The sequence below is a fragment of the Pseudokineococcus lusitanus genome (genome assembly GCF_003751265.1).
Taxonomy (GTDB): Bacteria; Actinomycetota; Actinomycetes; order Actinomycetales; family Quadrisphaeraceae; genus Pseudokineococcus; species Pseudokineococcus lusitanus.
Genome location: NZ_RJKN01000005.1, coordinates 287,874 through 312,679 on the forward strand (window position 1 = coordinate 287,874; position 24,806 = coordinate 312,679).

The following is a 24,806-nucleotide window of genomic DNA, read 5'->3' on the forward strand; positions in this document are numbered from 1 at the left end:
GAGCAGCACCCGGCCCAGCGCCGTCGTCGTCCTCGCCGCGGGCGAGGGCACCCGGATGCGATCGGCCACCCCCAAGGTCCTGCACCCGCTCGCCGGCCGCACCCTGCTGGGGCACGCGCTCGCCACGGCCCGCGGCGCGCACCCGGAGCGCGTCGTCGTCGTCGTGCGGCACGCGCGCGAGCAGGTCGTCGAGGCGGCCCGGGCGGCGGACCCGGACGTCGTCGTCGCCGACCAGGACGACGTCCCCGGCACGGGCCGCGCCGTCGTCTGCGCGCTCGACGCCCTCCGGGCCGTCGCGGGCGAGCCGTCCGGCGTCGTCGTCGTCACGTGCGGGGACACGCCGCTGCTGGGCGCCGCGACCCTCGAGGGCCTCGTCGACGAGCACGTGCGGACCGGCAGCGCCGTGACGCTGCTCACCGCCGTCCTGCCCGACGCCACCGGCTACGGCCGGGTGCTGCGCGGCGCCGACGGGGGCGTGGAGCGCGTCGTCGAGCACAAGGACGCGACGGACGACGAGCGCGCGGTCCGCGAGGTCAACAGCGGCGTCTACGCCTTCGACGCCGCCGTCCTCGTCGACGCCCTCGGCCGCGTCGGCCGCGACAACGCCCAGGGCGAGGTCTACCTCACCGACGTCGTCGGCATCGCCCGCGCGGACGGCCGTGCCGTCGCCGGGCTGCCGGTCGACGACGTCGCCCAGACCGAGGGCGTCAACGACCGGGTGCAGCTGGCCCGCGCGGGCGCCGAGCTCAACCGCCGCCTGCTCGAGGGGTGGATGCGGGCGGGCGTCACCGTCGTGGACCCCGCGAGCACCTGGGTCGACGTCGACGTCGAGCTCGCGCCGGACGTCCGCCTCGAGCCCGAGGTGCAGCTGCGCGGCGGGACGCGCGTGGAGACCGGGGCCGTCGTCGGGCCGTCGACCACGCTCGACCGCTGCGTCGTCCGCGCCGGCGCCACCGTCGTCCGGACGCACGGCACGGGCGCGGAGGTGGGGGAGGGCGCCAGCGTCGGCCCCTTCAGCTACCTGCGGCCCGGCACCCGCCTCGGCGCCGACGGCAAGATCGGCGCCTACGTCGAGACGAAGGACGCCGTCATCGGCGCCGGCTCGAAGGTGCCGCACCTGTCCTACGTCGGCGACGCCGAGATCGGCGTCGGCACCAACGTCGGCGCGGCCACGGTCACCGTCAACTACGACGGGGTCCGCAAGCACCGGACCCGCATCGGCGACCACGTCCGCATCGGCAGCGACACCATGCTCGTCGCGCCGGTCGCGGTGGGCGACGGCGCCTACACCGCGGCGGGCTCCGTCATCGACGCGGACGTGCCCCCGGGCGCCATCGGCGTCGCGCGCGCCCGCCAGCGCGTCGTCGAGGGCTGGGTCGAGCGCCGCCGGGCCGGGAGCCCCTCCGCGCTCGCCGCCGCCCGCGCCAGGACCGCCGGGGACGCCCCGGACGACGACGGGGCGGCCGGCAGCACCGACGGCACCGAGACCACCCGGCCCCCCGCGGGCCGGGACGACACCCACGGCACACCAGGAGCGCACTCATGACGGGCATCAGGGCGACCGGCGAGAAGCGTCTGGTCCTCGTCAGCGGACGGGCGCACCCGGCGCTGGCGGAGGAGGTGGCCGAGCACCTGGGCGTCGAGCTCGTCCCGACGTCGGCGTACGACTTCGCCAACGGCGAGATCTACGTGCGCTTCGGGGAGTCGGTGCGCGGGGCGGACGCCTTCGTCCTCCAGAGCCACACGGCGCCGATCAACCAGTGGCTCATGGAGCAGCTGCTCATGGTCGACGCCCTCAAGCGCGCCTCGGCCAAGCGCACGACCGTCGTGGCGCCGTTCTTCCCGTACGCCCGGCAGGACAAGAAGCACCGCGGCCGCGAGCCGATCTCCTCGCGCCTCGTCTCGGACATGTTCAAGACGGCGGGCGCCAACCGCCTCATGAGCGTCGACCTGCACACGGCCCAGATCCAGGGCTTCTTCGACGGGCCCGTCGACCACCTCTGGGCCATGCCGCTGCTGGCCGACCACATCGCCTCGCGGGTCGACCGCGAGCAGCTCACCGTCGTCTCGCCCGACGCCGGCCGCGTGCGCCTGGCCGACCAGTGGTCGGACCGCCTCGGCGCCCCGCTGGCCATCATCCACAAGCGGCGCGACCCCACGGTGCCGAACCAGGTCAAGGTGCACGAGCTCGTCGGCGAGGTCGAGGGCCGCACCTGCGTGCTCGTCGACGACATGATCGACACCGGCGGGACGATCGTGCAGGCCGCCGAGGCCCTCGTCGAGAACGGCGCCGCGCAGGTCCTCGTGGCGGCGACGCACGCCGTCCTCTCGGGGCCCGCGGCGGAGCGGCTGCGCGACAGCCCGGTCGCCGAGCTCGTGACGACGAACACGCTGCCGATCCCCGACGAGCGCCGCTTCCCCCAGCTCACCGAGCTGTCCATCGCGCCGCTGCTGGCCCGCGCCATCCGCGCGGTCTTCGACGAGGGCTCGGTCACGAGCCTCTTCGACGGCAACAGCTGAGCGGGGCGGAGCAGCAGTGCGGCTGACCGCCAAGACCGACTACGCCCTGAGGGCGGTGTGCCAGCTCGCGTCCCGCCCCGGCGGGGCCACGAGCGACCGCATCTCCGAGGCGGAGGGCATCCCGCAGCGCTTCCTCGAGGCGATCCTGCGGGACCTGCGGCGCGCCGGGCTCGTGACGAGCCGGCGCGGCCCCGACGGCGGGCACGCGCTCGCCGTCGACGCCGAGACGCTCACCGTCGCGGACGTCATCCGCGCCATCGACGGTCCGCTCGCGCTCGTGCGCAACCTGCGCCCCGAGCAGCTCGACTACCGCGGAGCCTCGACGGCCCTGCAGGACGTCTGGGTGGCGCTGCGGGCGGGCGAGCGGGCGATCCTCGAGGCGACGACCGTCGCCATGGTCGTGCGCGACGAGCTGCCCGAGGTCGTCCTCGACCGCCTGCCGGAGCGGCGTCCGCCGTACGAGATCGGCCTCGACATCTGACCTGCCGCACCGGGACCCCGAGGGCCCGTCGTCCCGCATGCCGGGACGGCGGGCCCTTCCCCTTGTGCACCACCCCGTCGGGGGAGTGAGGTACGTCTCGTTCCCGAGTGTTCTGGTCGACAAAGTGGAGTGACGACGTGCGCGGATGGATCGTCCTGGCCCTCGTGGGCCTCGCGGCGCAGCTGGTCGACGGCAGCCTCGGCATGGCCTACGGCGTCACCTCGACGACGCTGCTCATCGCGACCGGCACCTCGCCGGCCCTCGCCTCGGCGTCGGTGCACCTCGCCGAGATCGGGACGACGCTCGCGTCGGGCGCCTCGCACTGGAAGTTCGGCAACGTCGACTGGAAGATCGTCGGCCGGCTGGCGATCCCCGGCGGCGTGGGCGCCTTCCTCGGGGCCACCGTCCTGTCGCGGCTGTCGACGGAGTCCGCGGCCCCCTACATGGCGGGCGTGCTGCTGGCGCTCGGCGTCTACGTGGCGATCCGCTTCTCCACCGGCTCGCTGCAGCGGCGCCCGGGCAAGGTCCGCTCGCGCTTCCTGCTGCCCGTCGGCCTCTTCGGCGGCTTCCTCGACGCCAGCGGCGGTGGCGGCTGGGGCCCCGTGGCCACGCCCGCCCTCCTCACCACCGGCAAGGTCGAGCCGCGCAAGGTCGTCGGCACCGTCGACACCTCGGAGTTCGTCGTGGCCGTCTCGGCCAGCGTCGGCTTCCTGCTCGGCCTCGGCTCCGAGGCGCTCGACCCGATGATCGTCTCGGCCCTGCTCGTGGGCGGCGTCATCGCCGCCCCGGTGGCCGCCTTCATCGTCCGGTACATGCCCGCCCGCGTGCTCGGCGCCGCGGTGGGCGGCCTCATCATCCTCACCAACTCGCGGACGCTCCTGCGCACCTTCGACGTCGAGGCGACGGCCGGCCCGGTCGTCTACCCGCTGCTCGCCCTCCTGTGGGTGGCCGCGATCGTCTACACGGTGCGGCGCCACCGCCGCGAGAAGGCCGCCGGCGTCGACGGCTGGAAGGCCGCGCCGGAGGACGAGCGCGAGCTCGAGCCCGCCGCGCGCTGACACCCGCCCCGCCCGGGGCGCACGACCGACGGGCCGGTCCCCCGGGGGACCGGCCCGTCGGCGCGCCACCGGGCGGGCGCCGGCCGCGTGGTCGGCCCGGTGGGGCCGTGGCCGCGGGGCGGCTATGCTCCTGCGGTTGCCTCGGCGAGGGAGGCGTGCCGGCCGTGCCGGACGCCCCCGCACTCGACGCGGTGGTCGCGGCGCCCCGGCGCCCGCGGGCCGTCCGCGCGGGTCGTCGCAGGCCCGGCCGAGGGCCGACCACCGCAGCAGAGCCACCCCGAGCGACACAGGAGCACCCCCATGGCCGACGAGATCCACCTCAGCGCCGAGACGCGCACCGAGTTCGGCAAGGGCGCCGCCCGCCGCATCCGCCGGGCCAGCAAGATCCCCGCCGTCGTCTACGGCCACGGCGAGGACCCGCGCCACGTCACCCTCCCCGGCCACCAGACGATGCTCGCCGTCAAGCGCGAGAACGCCGTCCTCACGCTGGACGTCGAGGGCACCGAGGTCCTCGCCCTCGTCAAGGACGTGCAGCGCGAGCCCCGCCGCCGCGAGATCGAGCACGTGGACCTCGTCCTCGTGCGCCGCGGCGAGAAGGTCGAGGTGGAGATCGCCGTCCACGTCGACGGCGAGCCCGCGCCGGAGACCGTCGTCACCGTCGAGTACCAGACGCTCACCCTCGAGGTCGACGCCCTGCGCATCCCCGAGGGCGTCACCGTGTCCGTCGAGGGCGCCGAGCCCGGCACCCAGGTCCTCGCCGGCCAGGTGTCCCTGCCCCGGGGCGCGACCCTCGTCACCGACCCCGAGACGCTCGTCGTCAACGTGGCCGCGGCCCGCACGGCCGAGGACCTCGAGGCCGACCTCGCCGAGGCCGAGAGCGAGCTCGGCATCGAGCGCGACGAGTCCGACGCCGACGCCGAGGCCGCCGCGGAGGACGCCCCGGCGGCCCCCGCCGCCGACGAGTCCTGAGGCCCGCGGTGCGCGCGAGCGCACCGGGGCCCGTGCCCGACAGCCAGGGCCCCTCCGCCGCGGCGGAGGGGCCCTGGCTCGTCGTCGGGCTCGGCAACCCCGGTCCCGAGTACGCCGCGACCCGGCACAACGTCGGCCAGATGGTCCTCGACGTCCTCGCGGCGCGCGGCGGCGCCACCTTCCGCTCGGCGCGCGGCGCCGGCGGGGCGAAGGCCGCCGTGGCGCAGGTCCGGCTCGGCGTGCTCCCGGGCGGCCGGCCCGGCCCCGCCGTCGTCCTCGGCAAGCCGTCGTCCTACATGAACCTGTCCGGCGGTCCCGTCGCCGCCCTGGCGCGCTTCCACTCGGTGCCGCCGGGGCGCGTGGCCGTCGTCCACGACGAGCTGGACCTCCCCGGCGACGTCGTCCGCCTCAAGCGGGGCGGTGGCGAGGGCGGCCACAACGGCCTGCGCGACATCTCCAAGGCGCTCGGCACGCGCGACTACGTCCGGGTCCGCGTCGGCATCGACCGCCCGCCCGGCCGCCAGGACCCGGCCGACTACGTGCTGCGGCCCTTCGGCACGGCCGAGCGCCGGGACCTGCCGGTGCTGCTCGAGGAGGCGGCCGACGCCGTCGAGCTCCTCGTCCTCCACGGGCTCGAGGCGGCGCAGCAGCAGGTGCACGCCCCGCGCTGACGCGGCACCGGCCCCGCACCGCGGGGCCGGTGTCACGCACGGTGACCCGCGACCGACGTCGCGGGACCTATGTCCGGCTCGGGCGGAAGGTCCCGCTCCCGCCCCGGGGCCCGCGTCACCGGGACGGTCCGGCGCTGGCCCGAGCGGGTGGTGGTCTCCCGGAACCCTGCCCACCGCCCGTCACCGCCGCGTACGGTCGGCGGGCCGGTGAGGGACGTGGGAGAGGGACGGATGAGCGCAGCGACCGAGGACGGGGCCCTCGCGGGGATCGGCCTGCCGGGCAGCACCTCTGCCGACGTGGTCCCCGAGGCCGCCCCGGGCGCGCTGCGCGTCCCCGGCGCCCGCGTCGCCGGCGACGACGAGGTCGCCGCGGAGCGCCGCGGCCACGCCGCCGTCGACCGCCGACCCTGGACCGACCGCACGCCCTTCGAGCGCGACGGCTCCTGCCCCGACGAGGTCGCCCGCGCGGCGGCCCGCCGGCGGTCCGCCTGGACCACCCCCCTCGTGCGCCGCGCGCTGCTCGGCGACGGCCTCGTCGCCGGCGTCGTCGTCGCGGCCACCGTCGTGTCCCTGCGTGCCGTCGGCACCGACGTGGAGGCGCACGCCGTGGCCCTCGCGGGGCTGCTCGCCGCGGCCGTCTGGGTCGGGGCGCTCGGCGCGCTGCGCGGCTACGAGTGGAGGCGCCTCGGCGACGGGGTCGAGGAGTTCTCCAGCGTCCTGCGCGCCGCCGTGGCGGTCGTGGCGGGGCTCGGCGTCGTCGCCTTCAGCCTCCAGCTCCTGCTCCCGCGCCGGCTCGTCCTCGTGGCGGTCCCGCTCGTCGCGCTGCTCACCTGCTGGCACCGCTACCGCCTGCGCCACCACCTGCGGACCTCGCGGGCCCGGGGCGACGTGCCCGCGCTGCGCACCCTCGTCGTCGGCGACGCCTCGAGCGTCACGGAGATGCTCGGCGACCTGCGGCGCAGCCAGGGCCACGCCATGTCCGTCGTCGGCGTCTGCACGCCGGACCCCGCCTCCTGGGAGGGCGGGGCCGACGGCTCCGGCCCGGCCGCCGTCGGCGCCGTGGCCACCGTGCCGCAGGCGGTCGTCGACCACGACGTCGACGTCGTCGTCGTGGTCGGGTCCCACCTGTCCGGCGGGGCGCTCCGGCGCCTGTCGTGGGCCCTCGAGAGCACGGGGGCCGACCTCGTCGTCGCCCCGGGCCTCGTCGAGGTGACGGGCCCCGCGCTGCAGCTGCGGCCGGCCGCCGGCCTGTCGCTCCTCCACGTCGAGCGCCCCTCGGCGCGCTCCGGCCGCATGCTCGGCAAGACCGTGCTGGACCGGGTCCTCGGCAGCGCGCTGCTGCTCGCCGCCTCGCCGGTCCTGCTCGGGGCCGCCCTGGCCGTGCGGGTGACGACCCGTGGTCCCGCCTTCTACGCCCAGGAGCGCGTCGGCGTCGACGGCAGCACCTTCACGATGTACAAGCTGCGCACCATGGTCGTGGGCGCCGACTCGATGGTCGACGACCTCGTGGCGCTCAGCGACCGCGACGGCCTCATGTTCAAGATGCGCTCCGACCCCCGGGTGACCCCGGTGGGCAAGGTCCTGCGCCGGCTCTCCCTCGACGAGCTGCCCCAGCTGTGGAACGTCGTCCGCGGCGACATGTCGCTCGTCGGGCCGCGGCCCCCGCTGCCGCGCGAGTACGACGGCTACCACGACTCCGTGCACCTGCGCCTGCGCGTGCGCCCCGGCATCACGGGCCTGTGGCAGGTCAGCGGCCGCGCGGACCTGTCGTGGGAGGAGTCGATGCGGCTGGACCTGCGCTACGTCGACAACTGGTCGATCGCCATGGACCTCCAGATCCTCTGGAAGACCGGCCGGGCCGTGCTGGGGCGCTCGGGCGCCTACTGACCCGGGCGGTGCCGCGCCGGCGCGGCCGTGGACGGGCGCGCCGCGGCGGCGCGCGGTACTGGCAGGGTGCCCCCGGGCGCGAGCGCGCCCCCGGTCGCCCGCTCGACTCCCGACCGTCCCGGTCGGGTGAGTAGGGTCCGGGCAGCAGCAGCCGTCCGCCGGGTCGTCCGGCCGTGCGCCCGAGGAGCCCCATGCCCGGCAGTCCCGACGCCGCCCTGGCCCGCGCCGTCGCCGAGGAGGCCGGCGCCGCGCTGCTGGCCCTGCGCGCGGAGATGCTCGCCGCCGGCGCCGAGCCGGCCGCGCTGCGGGCCGCGGGCGACCGCCGGTCGCAGGAGGTCATCGCGGCCCGGCTCGCCGCCGAGCGCCCCGACGACGCCGTCCTGTCCGAGGAGGCGGCCGACGACCCGGCCCGGCTGACCGCCCGCCGCGTCTGGGTCGTCGACCCGCTCGACGGCACGCGGGAGTACGGCGAGGCGGCGCCGTCCGCGGACGCGCCGGCGGGGCGCACCGACTGGGCCGTGCACGTGGCCCTGTGGGAGGACGGCGACCTCGTCGCCGGGGCCGTCGCGCTGCCCGCCCGGGGGCTCGTCCACACGAGCGACCCCGCGCCCGCCCGGCCCTCGGGCGACCCGCCGGTCCTCCGGCTCGCCGTCAGCCGCTCCCGCCCGCCCGCCTTCGTCACGCGGCTCGCCGACGAGCTGGGCGCCGAGCTCGTGCCCATGGGGTCCGCCGGCGTCAAGGCGACCGCCGTCCTGCGCGACGAGGTCGACGCGTACGTCCACGCCGGCGGCCAGTACGAGTGGGACTCGGCGGCCCCGGTCGCCGTCGCCCGGGCCGCCGGGCTGCGGACGAGCCGCGTCGACGGCTCCCCGCTGCGCTACAACCGACCCGACCCGCTGCTGCCCGACCTCGTGGTGGCACGCCCGGAGGTGGCCGACGTCGTGCTCGCGGCGCTGGCCCGCCTCGCCCCCCGGGCGGGGGCCGCTGCGGCCGCCGCCCCCGAGCACCCCGCGGAGGCACCGCGATGACGTCCACGACGACGGCCGGGCGCTACCAGCTCAGCCAGCTCGCGGCCCTGGAGTCGGAGGCGATCTTCGTCATCCGCGAGGTCGTCGCCGAGCTCGAGCGGCCCGTCCTGCTGTTCTCCGGCGGCAAGGACTCCCTCGTCATGCTGCGGCTGGCCGAGAAGGCCTTCGCGCCGGCGCCGGTGCCCTTCCCCGTGCTCCACGTCGACACCGGCCACAACTTCGCCGAGGTGCTCGAGACCCGCGACCGCCGCGCCGCCGAGCTGGGCGTCCAGCTCGTCGTCGCGAGCGTCCAGGACGCGCTGGACCGCGGGCTCGTCAGCGAGCCGCCGGACGGCACCCGCAACCGCATCCAGACGCCGGTGCTCCTCGAGGCGCTCGAGAAGGGCGGCTACACGGCGATCTTCGGCGGCGCCCGGCGCGACGAGGACAAGGCCCGGGCCAAGGAGCGGGTCTTCAGCTTCCGCGACGACTTCGGCCAGTGGGACCCGAAGAACCAGCGGCCGGAGCTCTGGTCGCTCTACAACGGCCGGATCCACCCCGGCGAGAGCATCCGGGTCTTCCCGCTGTCCAACTGGACCGAGCTGGACATCTGGAGCTACATCGCCGCCGAGGGCCTCGAGCTGCCGAGCATCTACTACGCCCACGAGCGCGAGGTCTTCGAGCGCGGCGGCATGCTCTTCGCCGTCCACGACGTCTGCCGCCCCCGCGAAGGCGAGGAGGTCTTCACCGCCCGCGTGCGCTACCGCACGGTCGGCGACGCCAGCCTCACCGCCGCGGTCCGCTCCGACGCGGCCACCGCCGCGGAGATCGTCGCGGAGGTGGCGACCACCCGGGTCACCGAGCGCGGCGCGACCCGGGGCGACGACCGGTTCAGCGAGGCCGCCATGGAGGACCGCAAGCGCGAGGGGTACTTCTGATGAGCACCACGGGCACCACGGGCACCGACGACGAGGCAGCCCTCGTCCACCGCGGCGCGGACCTGCTGAGGTTCGCGACGGCCGGCTCCGTCGACGACGGGAAGAGCACCCTCATCGGGCGCCTGCTCCTCGACAGCAAGACCGTCTTCGAGGACCAGCTGGCCTCGGTCGAGCGCGCGAGCCGCGACCGCGGGGACGAGTACACGAACCTCGCGCTGCTCACCGACGGCCTGCGGGCCGAGCGGGAGCAGGGCATCACCATCGACGTGGCCTACCGCTACTTCGCGACGCCGCGGCGGAAGTTCATCATCGCCGACACGCCGGGGCACGTGCAGTACACGCGGAACATGGTCACCGGGGCCTCGACGGCCGACCTCGCGCTCGTCCTCGTCGACGCGCGCAAGGGCCTCGTCGAGCAGTCGCGGCGGCACGCCTTCCTCGCGACGCTGCTCCAGGTCCCGCACCTCGTGCTCGTCGTCAACAAGATGGACCTCGTCGACTTCGACGAGGAGGTGTTCCGCCGCATCCGCGACGAGTTCACCGACTTCGCCGCGCGCCTGGAGGTCCACGACGTCCAGGTGGTCCCCGTCTCGGCGCTCGAGGGCGACAACGTCGTGAGCCGGTCCGCGCGGACCCCCTGGTACGAGGGCCCGAGCCTCCTGCACCACCTCGAGAACGTCCACGTGGCGGGGGACCGGAACCTCGTCGACACCCGCTTCCCGGTGCAGTACGTCATCCGCCCCCAGTCCGGGCGGCACCGCGACTACCGCGGGTACGCCGGCCAGGTGGCGGGCGGCGTCCTCAGGCCCGGCGACGAGGTGATGGTGCTGCCGTCCGGCCTCACCACGCGGATCGCCGGCATCGACACCGCGGACGGGCCCGTGGCGGAGGCCTTCCCGCCGATGTCGGTCGTCGTGCGGCTCGAGGACGAGCTCGACGTGAGCCGCGGCGACATGGTCTGCCGACCGCACAACGCCCCGACGCCGACGCAGGACGTCGACGCGATGGTCTGCTGGATGGACGAGAGCGCCCCTCTCGCACCGGGTCGCAAGTACGCCGTCAAGCACACGACGCGGAGCGCGCGCGCCGTCGTCAAGGAGGTGCAGTACCGCCTGGACACGGACACGCTCCACCGCGACGAGTCCGCCGACCGCCTGGGCCTCAACGACATCGGCCGGGTCCGGCTGCGGACGACGACGCCCCTGCTGGCCGACGAGTACCGCCGCAACCGCACGACCGGCGGCTTCGTCCTCGTCGACGAGGCGACCAACCGGACGGTGGGCGCCGGGATGATCACCTCCGCCTGACCCCGGGCCGGCGCGGGCGGGCGGAACCCGTGCCGAGGGCTCAACTCCCGGGCGTCGCCTGCCGACAGGACGGGTGACCACCGGTGCGCGCGTGGTCGCGATCAGGTGACGGTCCGTGAGCAACCGCTGCGGGCGCCGTCACCCGTCGTTAGCCTGCTGGTCACCTCGAGGGCCGGGGCAGCGCGAGAGGTGGGCCGCGCCAGCGCGTCCTGCACGGACGGGTGGTCACGCACCCACGGAGGAGGACGGCTGTGCGCCTGTCGATGATGGGGACCCGCGGGGTCCCCGCCCGCTACGGCGGCTTCGAGACCTGCGTCGAGGAGGTCGGCCGCCGCCTGGTGGAGAAGGGCCACGACGTCGTCGTCTACTGCCGCGGCGCCGAGGCCGACGACCGGCCCGACGAGCACCTGGGCATGCGCCTCGTCCACCTGCCGGCGCTGCGCCGTCGCTCGCTGGAGACGCTGAGCCACACCGGCCTGTCCGTCGGCCACCTCCTCCAGGACGTCCCCGACGTCGCCTTCGTCTTCAACGCCGCCAACGCGCCGCTCCTGCCGGTGCTGCGCGCCCGCGGCGTCCCCGTCGTCACCCACGTCGACGGCCTGGAGTGGCAGCGCGCCAAGTGGGCAGGGGCCGGTCGCCGCTACTACCGCGCCGCGGAGCAGCTCGCGGTGCGCTGGTCGGACGCGCTCGTCGCCGACGCCGAGGGCATCCGCGACTACTACCGCGCCTCCTTCGGGGCGCCCACGACGCTCATCTCCTACGGCGCACCGCTCGTCGGCGCGCGCACCGGCGGCCTCGACGGCACCGGGCTCGAGCCCGGCGGCTACCACCTCGTCGTCGCGCGCTTCGAGCCCGAGAACCACGTCCGCGAGGTCGTCGAGGGCTACGTCCGCAGCGGCGCCCGCCGGCCGCTCGTCGTCGTGGGCTCCGCGCCCTACGCCGACGAGTACACGCGGTCGGTGCACGCGGCCGCCGACGCGCGCGTGCGCTTCCTCGGCGGCGTGTGGGACCAGGACCTCCTCGACCAGCTGTACGCCGGGTCGTTGACGTACCTCCACGGCCACTCGGTCGGCGGCACGAACCCGTCCCTGCTGCGCGCCATGGGCGCCGCCGCCGCGACGTCCGCCTACGACGTGTCCTTCAACCGCGAGGTGCTGCGCGGCCACGGCCGCTTCTTCCGGACGCCGGCCGACGTCGCCGCCCTCGTCGAGGCCGCCGAGGCGGACCCCGAGGGCACCCGGGCGCGGGGCCGCGACACGCGGGACCGCGCGCTCGACTACGACTGGGACGACGTCGCCGACGCCTACGAGCGCCTCGCGCAGGAGACCGCGGCCCGGGGCGCGCTGCGGCGCCGCCCCAGCGGCCGCCGTCTCGTCGAGGTGACCGGCGACCCGGCCGAGCACGCGGTCGCCGAGGTCCGCGGCGTGCCCGCCCCCCGGACCGCCGGCGACGCCGCCGTCGACGCCCCCCGCGCCTCCGCCCTCCGCCACCCCCGGGGCCGGTCGTGAGCGCCCCGGGCCGCACGACGGCCCCCGGCCGCGAGTCCTACGGCGACGTCGTCCGCCGCCTCGCCGTCGCCCAGAAGAGCGGCCGCGGCGCGCCCGCCTGGTCCCGCTACGTCAACCGCCCGCTGGGGCGCCGGTTCGCCGCGGCGGCGTACCTGCTGGGCCGCACGCCGAACCAGGTGACGGCGCTCAGCGGGCTCGCCTCCTTCACGGGCATCGCCGTCCTGGCCCTCGCGCCCCGCTCGTGGGCCGTGGGCGTCCTCGTCGCCGTGCTGCTCGTCCTCGGGTACGCGCTCGACGCCGCCGACGGGCAGCTCGCCCGCCTGCGCGGCGGGGGCTCGCCGGCGGGGGAGTGGCTCGACCACATGGTCGACTGCGCCAAGATCAGCTCGCTGCACCTCGCCGTGCTCGTCAGCACCTGGCGCGCGGCGGAGGACGGCGGGCTGCCGCTCGGCTGGGCGCTCCTGCCGATGGCCTTCACGGTCGTGGCCGCCGTCTCCTTCTTCGCGCAGATCCTCAACGAGCAGCTGCGCAGGGCGCACGGCGTCGAGCGGGCCCGCCTCGACCAGGGCTCCTCGCCGCTGCGCAGCCTCCTCGCCACGCCGACCGACTACGGGCTGCTCTGCGTGGTCTTCGTCCTGCTCGGCAGCGACGTCCTCTTCACGGCCGGCTACGGCCTGCTCCTCGCGGGCAGCGCCGGCTACCTCGCCCTCGCCCTCGTGAAGTGGTTCCGCGAGATGGACGCGCTCGGCCGCCGCGCGTGACCGCCCTCGTGGGACGCCGCGCGGCGGCGGCCGCCCTCGCCGCCCTGCTCGCCCTGCCCCTGGCGGCGTGCTCGAGCGGGGACGACGCCGCCCCGGCGCCCCCGTCGTCCGCCGCGCCGACGGGCGCGGTCCCCACGGCAGGGCCCTCGGCGTCCTCGACGACCACGCCCGCCGACCCGACGGCGGCGCCCCCGACCGACGGGTCGACCCCCGTGCCGGAGGACCCCGCGACGGACGACGGCACGGGCGGCTCGTCCGACGGGCCGCCCCTCGCGGACCCGCGCCCCACCGCCGCCGTGGAGACGCTCCCGCCCGTCCCGGCGGGGGAGGACGCGGCCCTGTCCGACGGGGTCGTCGTCCGCGTCCTCGACGTGCGGCAGGAGGAGGTGACCGCCACGGCGCCCGGCGACGTGGGCGGGCCGGCCGCCCTCGTGCGCCTCACCGCGCGCAACGGGTCCGACGCCGAGGCCGACCTCACGGGGCTCGCGGTCACCGCGGCGGTGGACGGTGCCCCCGCCCCGCCGCTCACGGTCGAGCAGGCGTCGCTGCTGGGCGGGACGCTCGCCCCCGGGGCCACGGCCGAGGGGACCTACGTCTTCGGCCTCGGTGACGGCGACCTCTCGACGCTCGTCGTCGACGTGTCGTCCGGCACCTCGAGCACCGTGGTGCGCGTCGAGCCCTGACCCCCGCCGGAGGACGACCTGGGGAAAGCGGGCGGACCGGTCGTCACTGACCGTTACCGTGGTGCTTCGACGTCGGCTCGGGCCGGCGCGCGCCGAGGGACCGGGGGAACGGTGGACGCACGCGGACGCACCACGACCACGCGCGACGGCAGGACCGCCAGGTCCCGACGGCGGGCGGCCGCGGTGGCCGTCGCCGCCGTCGCGCTCGTCGCCGGGGGCACGGCCCCCGTCGTCGCCGCCCCGGGCGCCGCCACGGCGTCGGCGACCTCCGGGGCCGCCTCCTCGGCGACGACCGCCGAGCTGCCGCAGCCGGTCACGGCCGACGCGCTGCCGACGGTGCAGGTCGACGGGGTCGTCTGGGACGTCCTCGTCGTCGGCGACCGCGCCTACGCCACCGGCTCCTTCAAGAACGCCCGCCCGGCCGGCGCCGCCCCGGGGACCCAGCAGACGCCCCGCAGCAACATCCTCGCCTTCGACGTGCGCACCGGGGCGCTCCTGCCCGGCTTCACGGCCTCGCTCGACGCGCAGGGCCTCGCGCTCGAGGCCTCCGCGGACGGCTCGCGGATCTTCGTGGCGGGCGACTTCACCCGCGTCAACGGCGTCGCGCGCTCGCGCGTCGCGGCCCTCGACCCGGCCACGGGCGCCCTCGTCACGGGCTTCCGCGCGGACGCCAACGCCCGGGTCCGGGCGCTCGCGGTCAAGGGCAGCACCCTCTACCTCGGCGGCATCTTCACGACCGTGAACGGCCAGTCGCGCACCCGCCTGGCGGCCGTCGCGGCCTCCACGGGCGGGCTCGGCGGCTGGCGGCCCTCCGCCGACGCGGAGGTCATGGACCTCGTCGCGCCGGCCACGACGGGCACCCTCGTGGCCGCCGGGCGCTTCACGACGCTCGGCGGGCAGGCGGCGCCGGGCTCCGGCGCCCTCGACGCCCTCAGCGGCGCCCCCCGCCCCTGGGCCGTCAACGGACTGCTGAAGAACAGCGGTGCCGACGCGGCCATCTGGTCGCTGACGACCGACGGCGACCAGGTCTTCGGCACCGGCTACGACTACTACGGGCCCTACGACTTCGAGGGCTCCTTCGCCGCGCGCGCGGACGGCGGGGCGCTCGACTGGGTGGCCGGCTGCCGCGGCGACACCTACGACGTCGCGGTCGAGGGCGACGTCGTCTACACCGCGGGCCACCCGCACGACTGCGAGATGGTCGGCTCGATGCCGGAGCAGACGCCGCGCACCCACCTGCGGGCGCTCGCGACGACGCGGACCGCCACCCGGCTCAACACGTACGGGACGTACTCCGGCCGCCCGGCCCCCTCGGCGCTCCACTGGCTGCCCGCGATGGACGTCGGCTCGGTCACCGGCCAGCGCCAGGCGGCGTGGACGGTCGACACGGGCAGCGGCTACGTCGTCATGGGCGGCGAGTTCCCCACCGTCAACGGCACCCGCCAGGCGGGGCTCGTCCGCTTCACGACGCGCGACCGCGCCCCGCGGGCCCAGGGCCCCAACGGCTACGCCCCGCTCACGCCGACCGCGGACGCCGCGGGCCCCGGCGCCGTGCGCCTGCGCTGGCAGGCCGCCTGGGACCGCGACGACGCGACGCTGACCTACGAGCTGCTCCGCGGCGCCGCGTACTCCTCCGCGGTGGTCGTCGGGCGGCTCGAGCGATCGTCGGCCTCGTGGGACCGGCCCGTGCTGGCCCTCACGGACCGCACCGCGCCCGCCGGCAGCTCGCAGAGCTACCGCGTCCGCGTCCGGGACGCGGACGGCAACGAGATGGTCAGCCCCACGGTCGTCGCGCAGGTGCCCGCCGGCACCGCCGCCGCGCGGACCGCCTACGGCGACGCGGTGCTCGAGCGCGACGTCGTCGCCTACTGGCCGATGGGCGAGCCCTCCGGCACCGTCGCCCGCGACGAGGCGGGCGTCGACGACCTCGCCCTCGCGGGCGCCACCCGCGGCGTCGCGGGGGCGCCGGGCACGGGCACCGCGACCCGCCTGCCCGGCTCCGGGGCGGTGCCCGGCGCCTCGACCGTCCAGCGGCGCGGCCCGCTGCAGCTCAGCGTCGAGGCGTGGGTGCGGACGACGTCGACGCGCGGCGGCAAGCTCGTCGGCTTCGGCACGAGCCGGACGGGCGGCAGCCCCGGCGGCTACGACCGGCACCTCTACCTCTCCGACGACGGCCGCGTCGTCTTCGGCGCCTACCCGGGCGCGATCCGCACGGTGGAGAGCGGGCCCGGCCTCGCCGACGGCCGGTGGCACCACGTCGTCGGCACGCTCGGCGACGAGGGCATGACCCTCTACGTCGACGGCGCCCGGGTCGCCTCCCGCGCCGACACCACCTCCGGGGACCGCGTCGCCGGCTACTGGCGCGTCGGCGGGGACACCCTGTCCGGCTGGCCGCGGACGCCCAGCAGCACGGCGCTGGCGGGGGACGTCGACGACGTCGCCGTCTACGCCGAGGTGCTCGACGCCGCGACGGTCGCCCGCCACCACGCCCTCGGCACGGGAACGCCCGCCCCACCGCCCGCCCCGGTGGCGCCGGTGGCGAGCGCGCGGGTCACCGCGGACGGCCTCACGGTCGCGCTCGACGGCTCGGCGTCCTCCGACCCCGACGGCGAGGTGCGCTCGTGGTCGTGGGCCACCGGGGACGGCCGCACCGTCACCGGCCGCACCGCGACGCACACCTACGCGGCCGCCGGCACGTACCGGGTCACCCTCACCGTCACCGACGCGACGGGGCTCACGGGGACGACGAGCACCGACGTCACCGTCACCGCCCCGGTCACGCCGCCGCCGGCGACGGGGCCGCTGGCCGCGGACGACTTCTCGCGCCAGGTGACGAGCGGCCTCGGGACCGCCCCGACCGGCGGGGCCTGGACCGTGTCCGGCTCGACCACCCGGTCCTCGGTGTCCGGCGGCGCCGCCCGGGTCCTCGTCGACCCCTCCCGGACGGCGGTGCTGCGCCTGCCCGGCGTCTCGGCCGCCGACGTCGACCTCGTGCAGACGGTCGCGCTCGACACCGCCGCCACCGGCGGGGGCGCGTACGTCGCGCCCGTCGTGCGCCACACCGACGCGGCGGACTACCGGGTGCGGCTCCGCCTGCAGGCGGACGGGTCGACGACCGCGCTGCTCCAGCAGCGGTCCGGCACGACGGAGCGCTCGCTCGGCACCCAGGTCGTCGTCCCCGGCGTCGGCTCGGCGCCGGGCCGGTCGGTGGCGGTGCGCCTGCAGGTCACCGGCACGGCCCCCGCCCAGCTGCGCGCCAAGGTCTGGGACGCCGCCGGCGCCGAGCCCTCCGCGTGGACGCTGCAGGCGACCGACGCGTCCGCCGACGTGCAGGGCGAGGGCGCGGTGGGCCTGTCCGTGTACACCTCCGGCTCCTCGACCGCCGCCACCGCGCTCCGCTACGACGACGTCCGGGCCGTCCGCCCGTGACGCCGGGACGGTCGCCGGGCGTGACGGACTAGTCCGTCCGGACCCTTCTCCGCCGAAGCCCGGCACCGAGCGTGACGGCCGACCTACCCTCGCGCCGCGGGGCCGGGAGCGGCCGGCCCCCTCGGGACGCCCGGCCGGGAGGCCGGGCGGCGAGGAGGAGCCATGGGCACCACGGGTCCCCGGCGGCGGGTGCGTCGCGCGGCACGACGGGCGGCGGTGCTCCCGCTGCTCCTGCTCGCCCCGCTCCTCGTCGCCCCGCCGGTGACGGCCGCCCCGGCGTCGTCGTCGTCGACGTCGGCGGCCCCGGCCCCGGTGAGCGCCGACGTGCTGCCGACGGTGCAGGTCGACGGGGTGGTGTGGGACACGCTCGTCCTCGGCGGGACGGTGTACGCCACCGGCTCCTTCGCGCAGGCGCGGCCCGCCGGCGCCGCGCCGGGCACGCAGCTGACGCCGCGGTCGAACGTCCTGGCCTTCGACCTCGCGACGGGCGAGCTCCTCACCGGCTGGGACGCGGTCCTCGACGGCCAGGGCCTCGCGCTCGCGGCGTCGGCCGACGGCAGCCGCATCTTCGTCGGCGGTGACTTCGCCGCCGTGGACGGGGTGCCCCGCAACCGCCTGGCCGCGCTGGACGCCCGCACGGGTGACCTCGTGACGGGGTGGAAGGCCAACGCCGGCGCCCGCGTCCGTGCGCTCGCCGTGAGCGGCGACACCCTCTACGTCGGCGGCGTCTTCACGACGCTCGCGGGCCAGGCCCGCACCCGGCTGGGAGCGGTCTCCGCCACGACGGGGGCGCCGACGACGTGGGCGCCGACCGCCGACGCCGAGGTGACGGCGCTCGCCGTGCCAGAGGGCACCGGGTCCGTCGTCGTCGCGGGCCGTTTCACGACGCTCGACGACCAGGTCGCCCGCGGCAGCGGGGCGGTCGACGCCGTCACCGGCGCGAGCCGGCCGTGGGCCGTCAACGCGACGATCCAGAACTACGGCCCGGACTCGGCGATCTACTCGCTGACGACGAGCGGCGGCCAGGTCTTCGGCTCGGGGTACGACTTCGGCGGGCCCAGCGACTTCGAGAACACCTTCGCCGCGGACGCCGCCACGGGGACCCTGCAGTGGGTGGCCGGGTGCTACGGCGACACCTACGACACGGCTCCCGTGGGGGGCGTCCTCTACTCCGTGGGCCACCCGCACAACTGCTCGGCGATCGGTGGCAACCCCGAGACGAGCCCGCGCTCGTGGCAGCGCGCCATGGTGACGACGACGGCGCCGGCCGCGGACGGCTCGACGAACGTCGGCGGGCCCTTCCCCGGGCAGCCGCGCCCCGAGCTCCTCGCGTGGACGCCCGAGCTGGCCGCGGGCACGGTCACCGGGCAGCAGCAGGGTGCGTGGACGGTCAGCGCGACGGACGGCTACGTCGTCCTCGGCGGCGAGTTCCCCACCGTCAACGGCGTGGCCCAGCAGGGGCTCGTCCGCTTCGTGCCCCGCGCCGCCTCCCCCCGCCGGGAGGGCCCCAACGGCTACACCGACCTGGCACCGGCCGTCACGGCCACGGCGCCGGGCGTCCTGCGGGCGTCGTGGCGCGCGGCGTACGACCGCGACGACCGCGTCCTGACGTACGAGCTGCTCCGGGGGGAGAAGCTGTCCACGGCGACCGTCGTGGGTCGCCGCACGGCGTCCACGGCCTGGTGGTCCCGGCCGACCCTGGCCCTCTCGGACGCCACCGTCCCCGCCGGCGCCCCGCAGACCTACCGCGTGCGGGTGGCCGACGCCGACGGCAACGTCCTCGTCGGCCCGAAGGTGACCGTCGACGGCCCGGCGACCGCCGCCACGCCGAGCCCCTCCGCCGACGCGGTGGTCGCCGACGGCGCCACGGCGTACTGGCGGCTCGGCGAGCCGTCGGGCACACGCGCCTTCGACCTCGTCGGCGCCGACGACCTCGTGCTGCCGACGTCGGCCGCGCGCGGCGCCGCGGGCGTCCTGGCCGGCGACGCGGCGACGACCTTCGCGGGGAGCGGGTCGCTGCAGGGCGTCTCGACGACGGCGCAGGCCGCGCCGCAGACGTACTCCGTCGAGGCGTGGTTCCGCACGACGAGCCGCCGCGGCGGCAAGGTCGTCGGCGTCGGGAGCAGCCGGACCGGCGCCAGCGCCACGACGGACCGCAACGTCTACCTCACGAGCTCGGGCCAGCTCGTCCACGCCGTCAGCACCGGCGGCACGGTGCGCGGCGTCCAGAGCGCCGCCGCCTACAACGACGGGCGGTGGCACCACCTCGTCGCCTCGCTCGGGGCGGACGGGATGCAGCTGTCCGTCGACGGCGTCCTCGTGGGGCGTCGGGCCGACGTGACGTCCGCCCGGTCCCTCACGGGCTACTGGCGTGTCGGCGGGGACTCGCTGTCCGGCTGGCCACTGCGGCCGGCGTCGGACGCGCTCGCCGGGACCGTCGACGAGGTGGCGGTCTACCCGACCGTGCTGACGACGGGCCAGGTGCGGTCCCACGCCGCGGCCGGCGGCCTCGCCGCCCCGAACGACGTCCCCACGGCGGTCGCGACGGTCACGCCCTCGTGGTCGTCCGTGCAGCTCGACGGCACCGCCTCGAGCGACCCCGACGGCCGGGTCGTCGCGTGGGCCTGGGACCTGGGCGACGGGTCGACGACGACCGGGGCCACGGCCCGCCACACCTACGCGGCGGCCGGCCGGTACACGGTGACCCTCGTCGTCACCGACGACCGTGGCGCCACGGCCCGCACGACCGCGGTCGTCGACGTCGTCGAGCCGCCCAACACGGCCCCCACGGCGACGGTCGCCGCGAGCACGGGCGGCCTGGACGTCTCCCTCGACGGCAGCGGGTCGACGGACGCCGACGGCCGGGTCGTCGCGTGGGCCTGGGACCTCGGCGACGGGCAGGTGGCCGCGGGGGAGCGGGTCCGGCACACCTACGCCGCGGGCGGCACCTACGTCGTCACCCTCACGGCCACCGACGACGACGGCGCCACCGCGACCGCGAGCCGCACCGTCGAGGTGGTCGCGCCGCCGGTGGTCCCCGCGGGGACCGTCGCCTGGGACACCTTCGCCCGCACCGTCGCCGGCGGGCTCGGCACGGCCGAGCTCGGCGGCGCGTGGACGACGACCGGGGCCGCGGGCGGGACCTCCGTCGACGGTGCCGCCGGGGTGCTCTCCGTGGCCGCCGGCCGTGCCGTCAGCGGCCGGCTGGCGTCCGTGGCCGCGGGGGACGTCTCGCTGACGACGACCGTGCGGCCCGACGCCCTGCCCACGGGCGGCGGCGTCTTCGTGGCGGGCGCGGTGCGGGCGGGGACCGACGGCGAGTACCGCGCCAAGGTGCGGGTGCTCGCCGACGGGTCCGTGACCCTCGGGCTGGCCCGCACCGACGGCACGGCCGAGACGACGCTGGCCGCGCCCGTGGCCGTGCCGGGGCTCGTGGTGGCGCCCGGCGCCGGCCTGCGGCTCCGCCTCGAGGCCGTGGGCACCGACCCGACGATGCTGCGGGCCCGGGCGTGGGCCGAGGGCACGGCGGAGCCGGACGGCTGGCAGCGCACGGCCACCGACGCCACGGCGTCCCGCCAGGGGCCCGGCGGCGTCGGGCTGTGGGCGTACCTCTCCGGCTCGTCGACGGCCCCGGTCGCCCTGCGCGTCGACGACCTCGCCGCGGGCACCGGCGTCGCCCGGCGGTGACCCGACGGGGCGCCGGGGGAGGGGCCTCCAGGAGGTCCCCGTCCGCGCCGATGACCCGGGGGCGGGCACCGTCGGCCCGTCGGTGCGGCGCCCCGGGCCGCCACCGACGGCCACCGCGCTGCGCGACGACGACGTCCGGGCCACCCGGCCCGGAGGTCCGGGGACGGGCACCCACCTCACCGCCGGTGAGGGCATCGGCCGTCCGGGTGGCTCTGCGCTGCGTGCGATGACGCAGCGTGAGAGGCGACCTACTCTCGACAGAGCACCGGGCCGACCGGTGCCCGAGGACGGCGGGCCGGCGAGCCGGCGGCGAGGAGAAGCCATGAGCACCACGGGTCACCGGCGGCGCGCCGCGCGCTGGGCGGCGGTCCTGCCGCTGCTGCTCGTCGCCCCCCTCGCGAGCCTGCCGCCCGCCACGGCGGCCACGACGACGACCACGACGGCCCCGGCGGCCGTGAGCGCCGACGTGCTGCCCACCGTCCAGGTGGACGGCGTCGTCTGGGACACGCTCGTCGTCGGCGGCACCGTCTACGACACAGGCAAGTTCGCCCAGGCGCGCCCGGCCGGCGCGGCCCCGGGCACCCAGCTGACGGCGCGGTCGAACATCCTCGCCTTCGACCTCGCGACGGGGAACCTCCTCACCACCTGGAACGCCTCGCTCGACGGGCAGGGCCTCGCGCTCGCCGCCTCGGCGGACGGCAGCCGGATCTTCGTCGGCGGCGACTTCGCCACCGTCAACGGCACCGCCCGCGCCCGGGTGGCCGCGCTCGACGCGCGCACCGGCGCGCTCGTCACCGGCTTCCGGGCCAACGCCAACGCCCGCGTCCGCGCCCTCGCCGTCCGCGGCGACACCCTCTACGTCGGCGGTATCTTCACGACGCTGGCCGGGCAGGCCCGCACGCGGCTCGGGGCCGTCTCGGCCGTCACCGGCGCCCTGACGACGTGGGCGCCCACCGCCGACGCCGAGGTCATGGCGCTCGCCGTGCCCGCCGGCACGGGCTCCGTCGTCGCCGCCGGCCGCTTCGCCACGCTCAACGGGCAGACCGCCCGGGGCAGCGGCGCCCTCGAGGCCGGGGGCACGGGCGCCTCCCGTCCCTGGGCCGCGAACGCCACCATCCAGAACTACGGGGCCGACTCGGCGATCTACTCGCTGTCGACGAGCGGCTCCCAGGTCTTCGGCTCCGGCTACGACTACTACGGGCCGAGCGACTTCGAGAACACCTTCGCCGCGGACGCGGCCACGGGCACCCTCCAGTGGGTCGCCGGCTGCTACGGCGACACCTACGACACCGCCCCGGTCGGCGGCGTCCTGTACTCCGTCGGGCACCCGCACAACTGCTCGGCCATCGGCGGCAACCCCGAGACGACGCCGCGCAGCTTCCAGCGCGCCATGGTGACGACGACGGCGCCGGCCGCGGACGGCTCGACCAACGTCGGCGGCCCCTTCCCGGGCCGGGCCCGTCCCGACCTCCTCGCCTGGACCCCGGACCTGGCTTCGGGCAAGGTCACCGGCCAGCAGCAGGCCGCCTGGACCGTCAGCGCCACGAGCGGCTACGTCGTCCTCGGCGGCGAGTTCCCCACCGTCAACGGCACGGCGCAGCAGGGCCTCGTCCGCTTCGCCGCGCGGGCGTCGTCGCCGCGCAAGCAGGGCCCGAACGGCTACACCGAGCTCGCGCCGACGGCCACGGCCACCGCGCCGGGGACGCTGCGGCTCGCCTGGCGCGCCGCCTTCGACCGCGACGACCGCGTCCTCACCTACGAGCTGCTCCGTGGCGAGAAGCTGAGCACCGCCACGGTCGTCGGCCGCCGCACGGCCCCCTCGGCCTGGTGGTCGCGGCCCACGCTCGCGCTGTCGGACAGCACCGCCCCCGCGGGGACGACGCAGACCTACCGCGTGCGGGTCAGCGACCCCGACGGCAACACCATGGTCAGCGCGACGACGACGGCGACCGCCCCGGGCTCGACCGCGACGCCCAGCCCCTACGCCGACGCCGTCCTCGCCGACGGCGCCACGTCCCTGTGGCGCCTGGGCGAGGCCTCCGGCCCGACGGCCTTCGACTCGGCCGGCGCCGACGACCTCACGCTCCCCGTGAGCGCCGTCCGCGGCGCCGACGGCGCCGTGACCGGCGACACGGCGACGACCTTCGCCGGCACCGCCGCCCTGCAGGGCGTCTCGACCGTCGCGCAGCCGGGCCCGAACACCTTCTCCGTCGAGTCGTGGGTGCGCACCACCTCGACGCAGGGCGGCAAGCTCGTCGGCTTCGGCAACAGCCGGACCGCCGGGTCCACCTCGTACGACCGGCACGTCTACATGACGCCGGGCGGCCAGCTCGTCTTCGGCGTCTACCCCGGCACCGCCCGCACCGTGCAGAGCACCGCCGCCTACAACGACGGCCGCTGGCACCACGTCGTCGCCACGCTCGGCGCGGGCGGCATGCAGCTCTACGTCGACGGCACCCTCGTCGGCGCCCGGACGGACACCACCGCGGGCCAGGCCTACACCGGCTGGTGGCACGTCGGCGGCGACACCCTGGGCGGCTGGCCGGGCCGGGGCACGCCCGACTCCCTCGCCGGCACGGTCGACGAGGTCGCCGTGTACCCGACCGTGCTGACGACCGCGCAGGTGCGCGCCCACGCCGCCGCGGGCGGCGCGGCCGCCCCCAACGACGCGCCCGTCGCCGCCGCGACGGCCACGACCTCGGGCCTGTCGGTGCAGCTCGACGGCACCGCCTCGAGCGACCCCGACGGCCGGGTCGCCTCCTGGTCCTGGGCCCTCGGCGACGGGACGACCACGACGGGCGCGACCGCGACGCACACCTACGCCGCGGCCGGCCGCTACACCGTCACCCTCACCGTCACCGACGACCGCGGCGCGAGCACCAGCACCACCCGCGTCGTCGAGGTCACGGCACCCGCCAACACGGCGCCGACGGCGGCCCTCGCCGCGACGACGTCCGACCTGTCCGTGCAGCTCGACGGCACGGGCTCCGCTGACGCCGACGGCCGGGTCGTCTCGTGGACGTGGGACCTCGGCGACGGGGAGACCGCCACCGGCGCGACGACGAGCCACACCTACTCGGCGGCCGGCCGCTACACCGTCACCCTCACCGTCGCGGACGACGCGGGCGCCACGGCGACCGCCACCCGCACCGTCGAGGTGACGGCCCCGCCGGTCGCCCCCGCCGTCCCGGCGGGCACGGTGGCCGCCGACACCTTCACCCGCTCGGTGACGGGCGGGCTCGGCACCGCCGAGGTCGGCGGTGCGTGGACGACGTCCGGCTCCGGCTCGAGCGCCGCCGTCGACGGCACGGCCGGTGCGGTCACCGTCGGGGCCGGCCGCGCGGGCACCGCCCGCCTCGCCGACGTCTCGGCGGGCGACGTCTCGCTCGCCACGACCGCCCGCTTCCCCGCCCTGCCCACCGGCGGCGGCGCCTACGTCGCCGGCACGGTGCGGGCCGGCGCGGACGGCGAGTACCGCGCCAAGGTGCGGGTGCTGGCCGACGGCTCGGTGACGCTGGGGCTCACCCGGCTCGACGGCTCCACCGAGACCACGCTGGCCGCCGCGACGACCGTGGCGGGGCTGACGGTCGACCCGGCCGCCGGCGCCACCGGGCTCCGGCTGCGCGTCGAGGCGGTCGGCTCCTCCCCGACGACCCTGCGGGCGCGGGTGTGGGCCGAGGGCGCCGCCGAGCCCGCCACGTGGCAGCGCACGGCGACCGACGCGACCGCGGCACGCCAGGCGCCTGGGAGCATCGGGCTGTGGACGTACCTCTCCGGCTCGTCGACGGCCCCGGTCGTCGTCCGCCACGACGACCTCTCGGCCACGACGGCGACCACGCGGTGACCGGGCGCCCGGCGGTCGCGGGGGCGTCCGCCCCCGCGACGCCGGGGCGGCCCGGG

The 24,806-nt window shown here is 77.3% G+C and carries 16 protein-coding genes; all 16 read left to right on the top strand.

What is annotated here, in order from left to right; genetic code table 11:
* Nucleotides 1-55 precede the first annotated feature (55 nt).
* Entirely contained in the window at nt 56-1,546 is a 1,491-nt protein-coding gene (glmU, locus tag EDC03_RS11350; RefSeq protein WP_422393823.1) for a bifunctional UDP-N-acetylglucosamine diphosphorylase/glucosamine-1-phosphate N-acetyltransferase GlmU, read from the top strand.
* Entirely contained in the window at nt 1,543-2,520 is a 978-nt protein-coding gene (locus EDC03_RS11355; protein WP_123380338.1) for a ribose-phosphate diphosphokinase, read from the top strand. Before glmU ends, EDC03_RS11355 begins: the two co-directional genes overlap by 4 nt.
* A gap of 16 nt (nt 2,521-2,536) precedes the next feature.
* A complete protein-coding gene (locus tag EDC03_RS11360) occupies nt 2,537-3,001 on the top strand; it encodes an RrF2 family transcriptional regulator (protein ID WP_123380339.1) in 465 nt (154 codons plus the stop codon).
* 137 nt (nt 3,002-3,138) lie between these two features.
* Nucleotides 3,139-4,059: a sulfite exporter TauE/SafE family protein gene (locus EDC03_RS11365; protein ID WP_123380340.1), complete on the top strand. Its 921-nt coding sequence runs from the start codon at nt 3,139-3,141 to the stop codon at nt 4,057-4,059.
* A gap of 300 nt (nt 4,060-4,359) precedes the next feature.
* The gene (locus EDC03_RS11370; protein WP_123380341.1) at nt 4,360-5,028 is read left to right on the top strand and encodes a 50S ribosomal protein L25/general stress protein Ctc; all 669 of its coding nucleotides are present in this window, start codon (nt 4,360-4,362) and stop codon (nt 5,026-5,028) included.
* Nucleotides 5,029-5,060: 32 nt separating this feature from the next.
* Nucleotides 5,061-5,699, top strand: coding sequence for an aminoacyl-tRNA hydrolase (gene pth, locus EDC03_RS11375; RefSeq protein WP_123380417.1), 639 nt, complete (start codon nt 5,061-5,063; stop codon nt 5,697-5,699).
* Between the two features lie 231 nt (nt 5,700-5,930).
* A complete protein-coding gene (locus EDC03_RS11380) occupies nt 5,931-7,586 on the top strand; it encodes a sugar transferase (RefSeq protein ID WP_123380342.1) in 1,656 nt (551 codons plus the stop codon).
* Nucleotides 7,587-7,777: 191 nt separating this feature from the next.
* Entirely contained in the window at nt 7,778-8,614 is an 837-nt protein-coding gene (locus EDC03_RS11385; RefSeq protein WP_123380343.1) for a 3'(2'),5'-bisphosphate nucleotidase CysQ, read from the top strand.
* Nucleotides 8,611-9,531: a sulfate adenylyltransferase subunit CysD gene (gene cysD, locus EDC03_RS11390; protein ID WP_123380344.1), complete on the top strand. Its 921-nt coding sequence runs from the start codon at nt 8,611-8,613 to the stop codon at nt 9,529-9,531. Before EDC03_RS11385 ends, cysD begins: the two co-directional genes overlap by 4 nt.
* Entirely contained in the window at nt 9,531-10,838 is a 1,308-nt protein-coding gene (locus EDC03_RS11395) for a sulfate adenylyltransferase subunit 1 (RefSeq protein WP_123380345.1), read from the top strand. Before cysD ends, EDC03_RS11395 begins: the two co-directional genes overlap by 1 nt.
* 263 nt (nt 10,839-11,101) lie before the next feature.
* Nucleotides 11,102-12,346 carry a glycosyltransferase gene (locus EDC03_RS11400; RefSeq protein ID WP_123380418.1) on the top strand — a complete coding sequence of 415 codons (1,245 nt, stop codon included), beginning with the start codon at nt 11,102-11,104 and terminating at the stop codon, nt 12,344-12,346.
* On the top strand, nt 12,343-13,107 hold the full coding sequence (locus EDC03_RS11405; RefSeq protein ID WP_123380346.1) for a CDP-alcohol phosphatidyltransferase family protein: 765 nt from the start codon (nt 12,343-12,345) through the stop codon (nt 13,105-13,107). The genes EDC03_RS11400 and EDC03_RS11405 overlap by 4 nt, the downstream gene beginning before the upstream one ends.
* The gene (locus EDC03_RS11410) at nt 13,104-13,790 is read left to right on the top strand and encodes a hypothetical protein (protein ID WP_123380347.1); all 687 of its coding nucleotides are present in this window, start codon (nt 13,104-13,106) and stop codon (nt 13,788-13,790) included. The genes EDC03_RS11405 and EDC03_RS11410 overlap by 4 nt, the downstream gene beginning before the upstream one ends.
* A 183-nt stretch (nt 13,791-13,973) precedes the next feature.
* Nucleotides 13,974-17,219 (top strand): PKD domain-containing protein, encoded by a 3,246-nt coding sequence (locus tag EDC03_RS18430; protein ID WP_123380348.1) that lies wholly within the window; start codon nt 13,974-13,976, stop codon nt 17,217-17,219.
* Between the two features lie 162 nt (nt 17,220-17,381).
* Nucleotides 17,382-20,906, top strand: a complete 3,525-nt coding sequence (locus EDC03_RS11420; protein ID WP_148058065.1) for a PKD domain-containing protein — start codon at nt 17,382-17,384, stop codon at nt 20,904-20,906.
* Between the two features lie 322 nt (nt 20,907-21,228).
* Nucleotides 21,229-24,750 (top strand): PKD domain-containing protein, encoded by a 3,522-nt coding sequence (locus tag EDC03_RS11425; RefSeq protein WP_123380350.1) that lies wholly within the window; start codon nt 21,229-21,231, stop codon nt 24,748-24,750.
* The last annotated feature ends 56 nt before the right edge of the window (nt 24,751-24,806 follow it).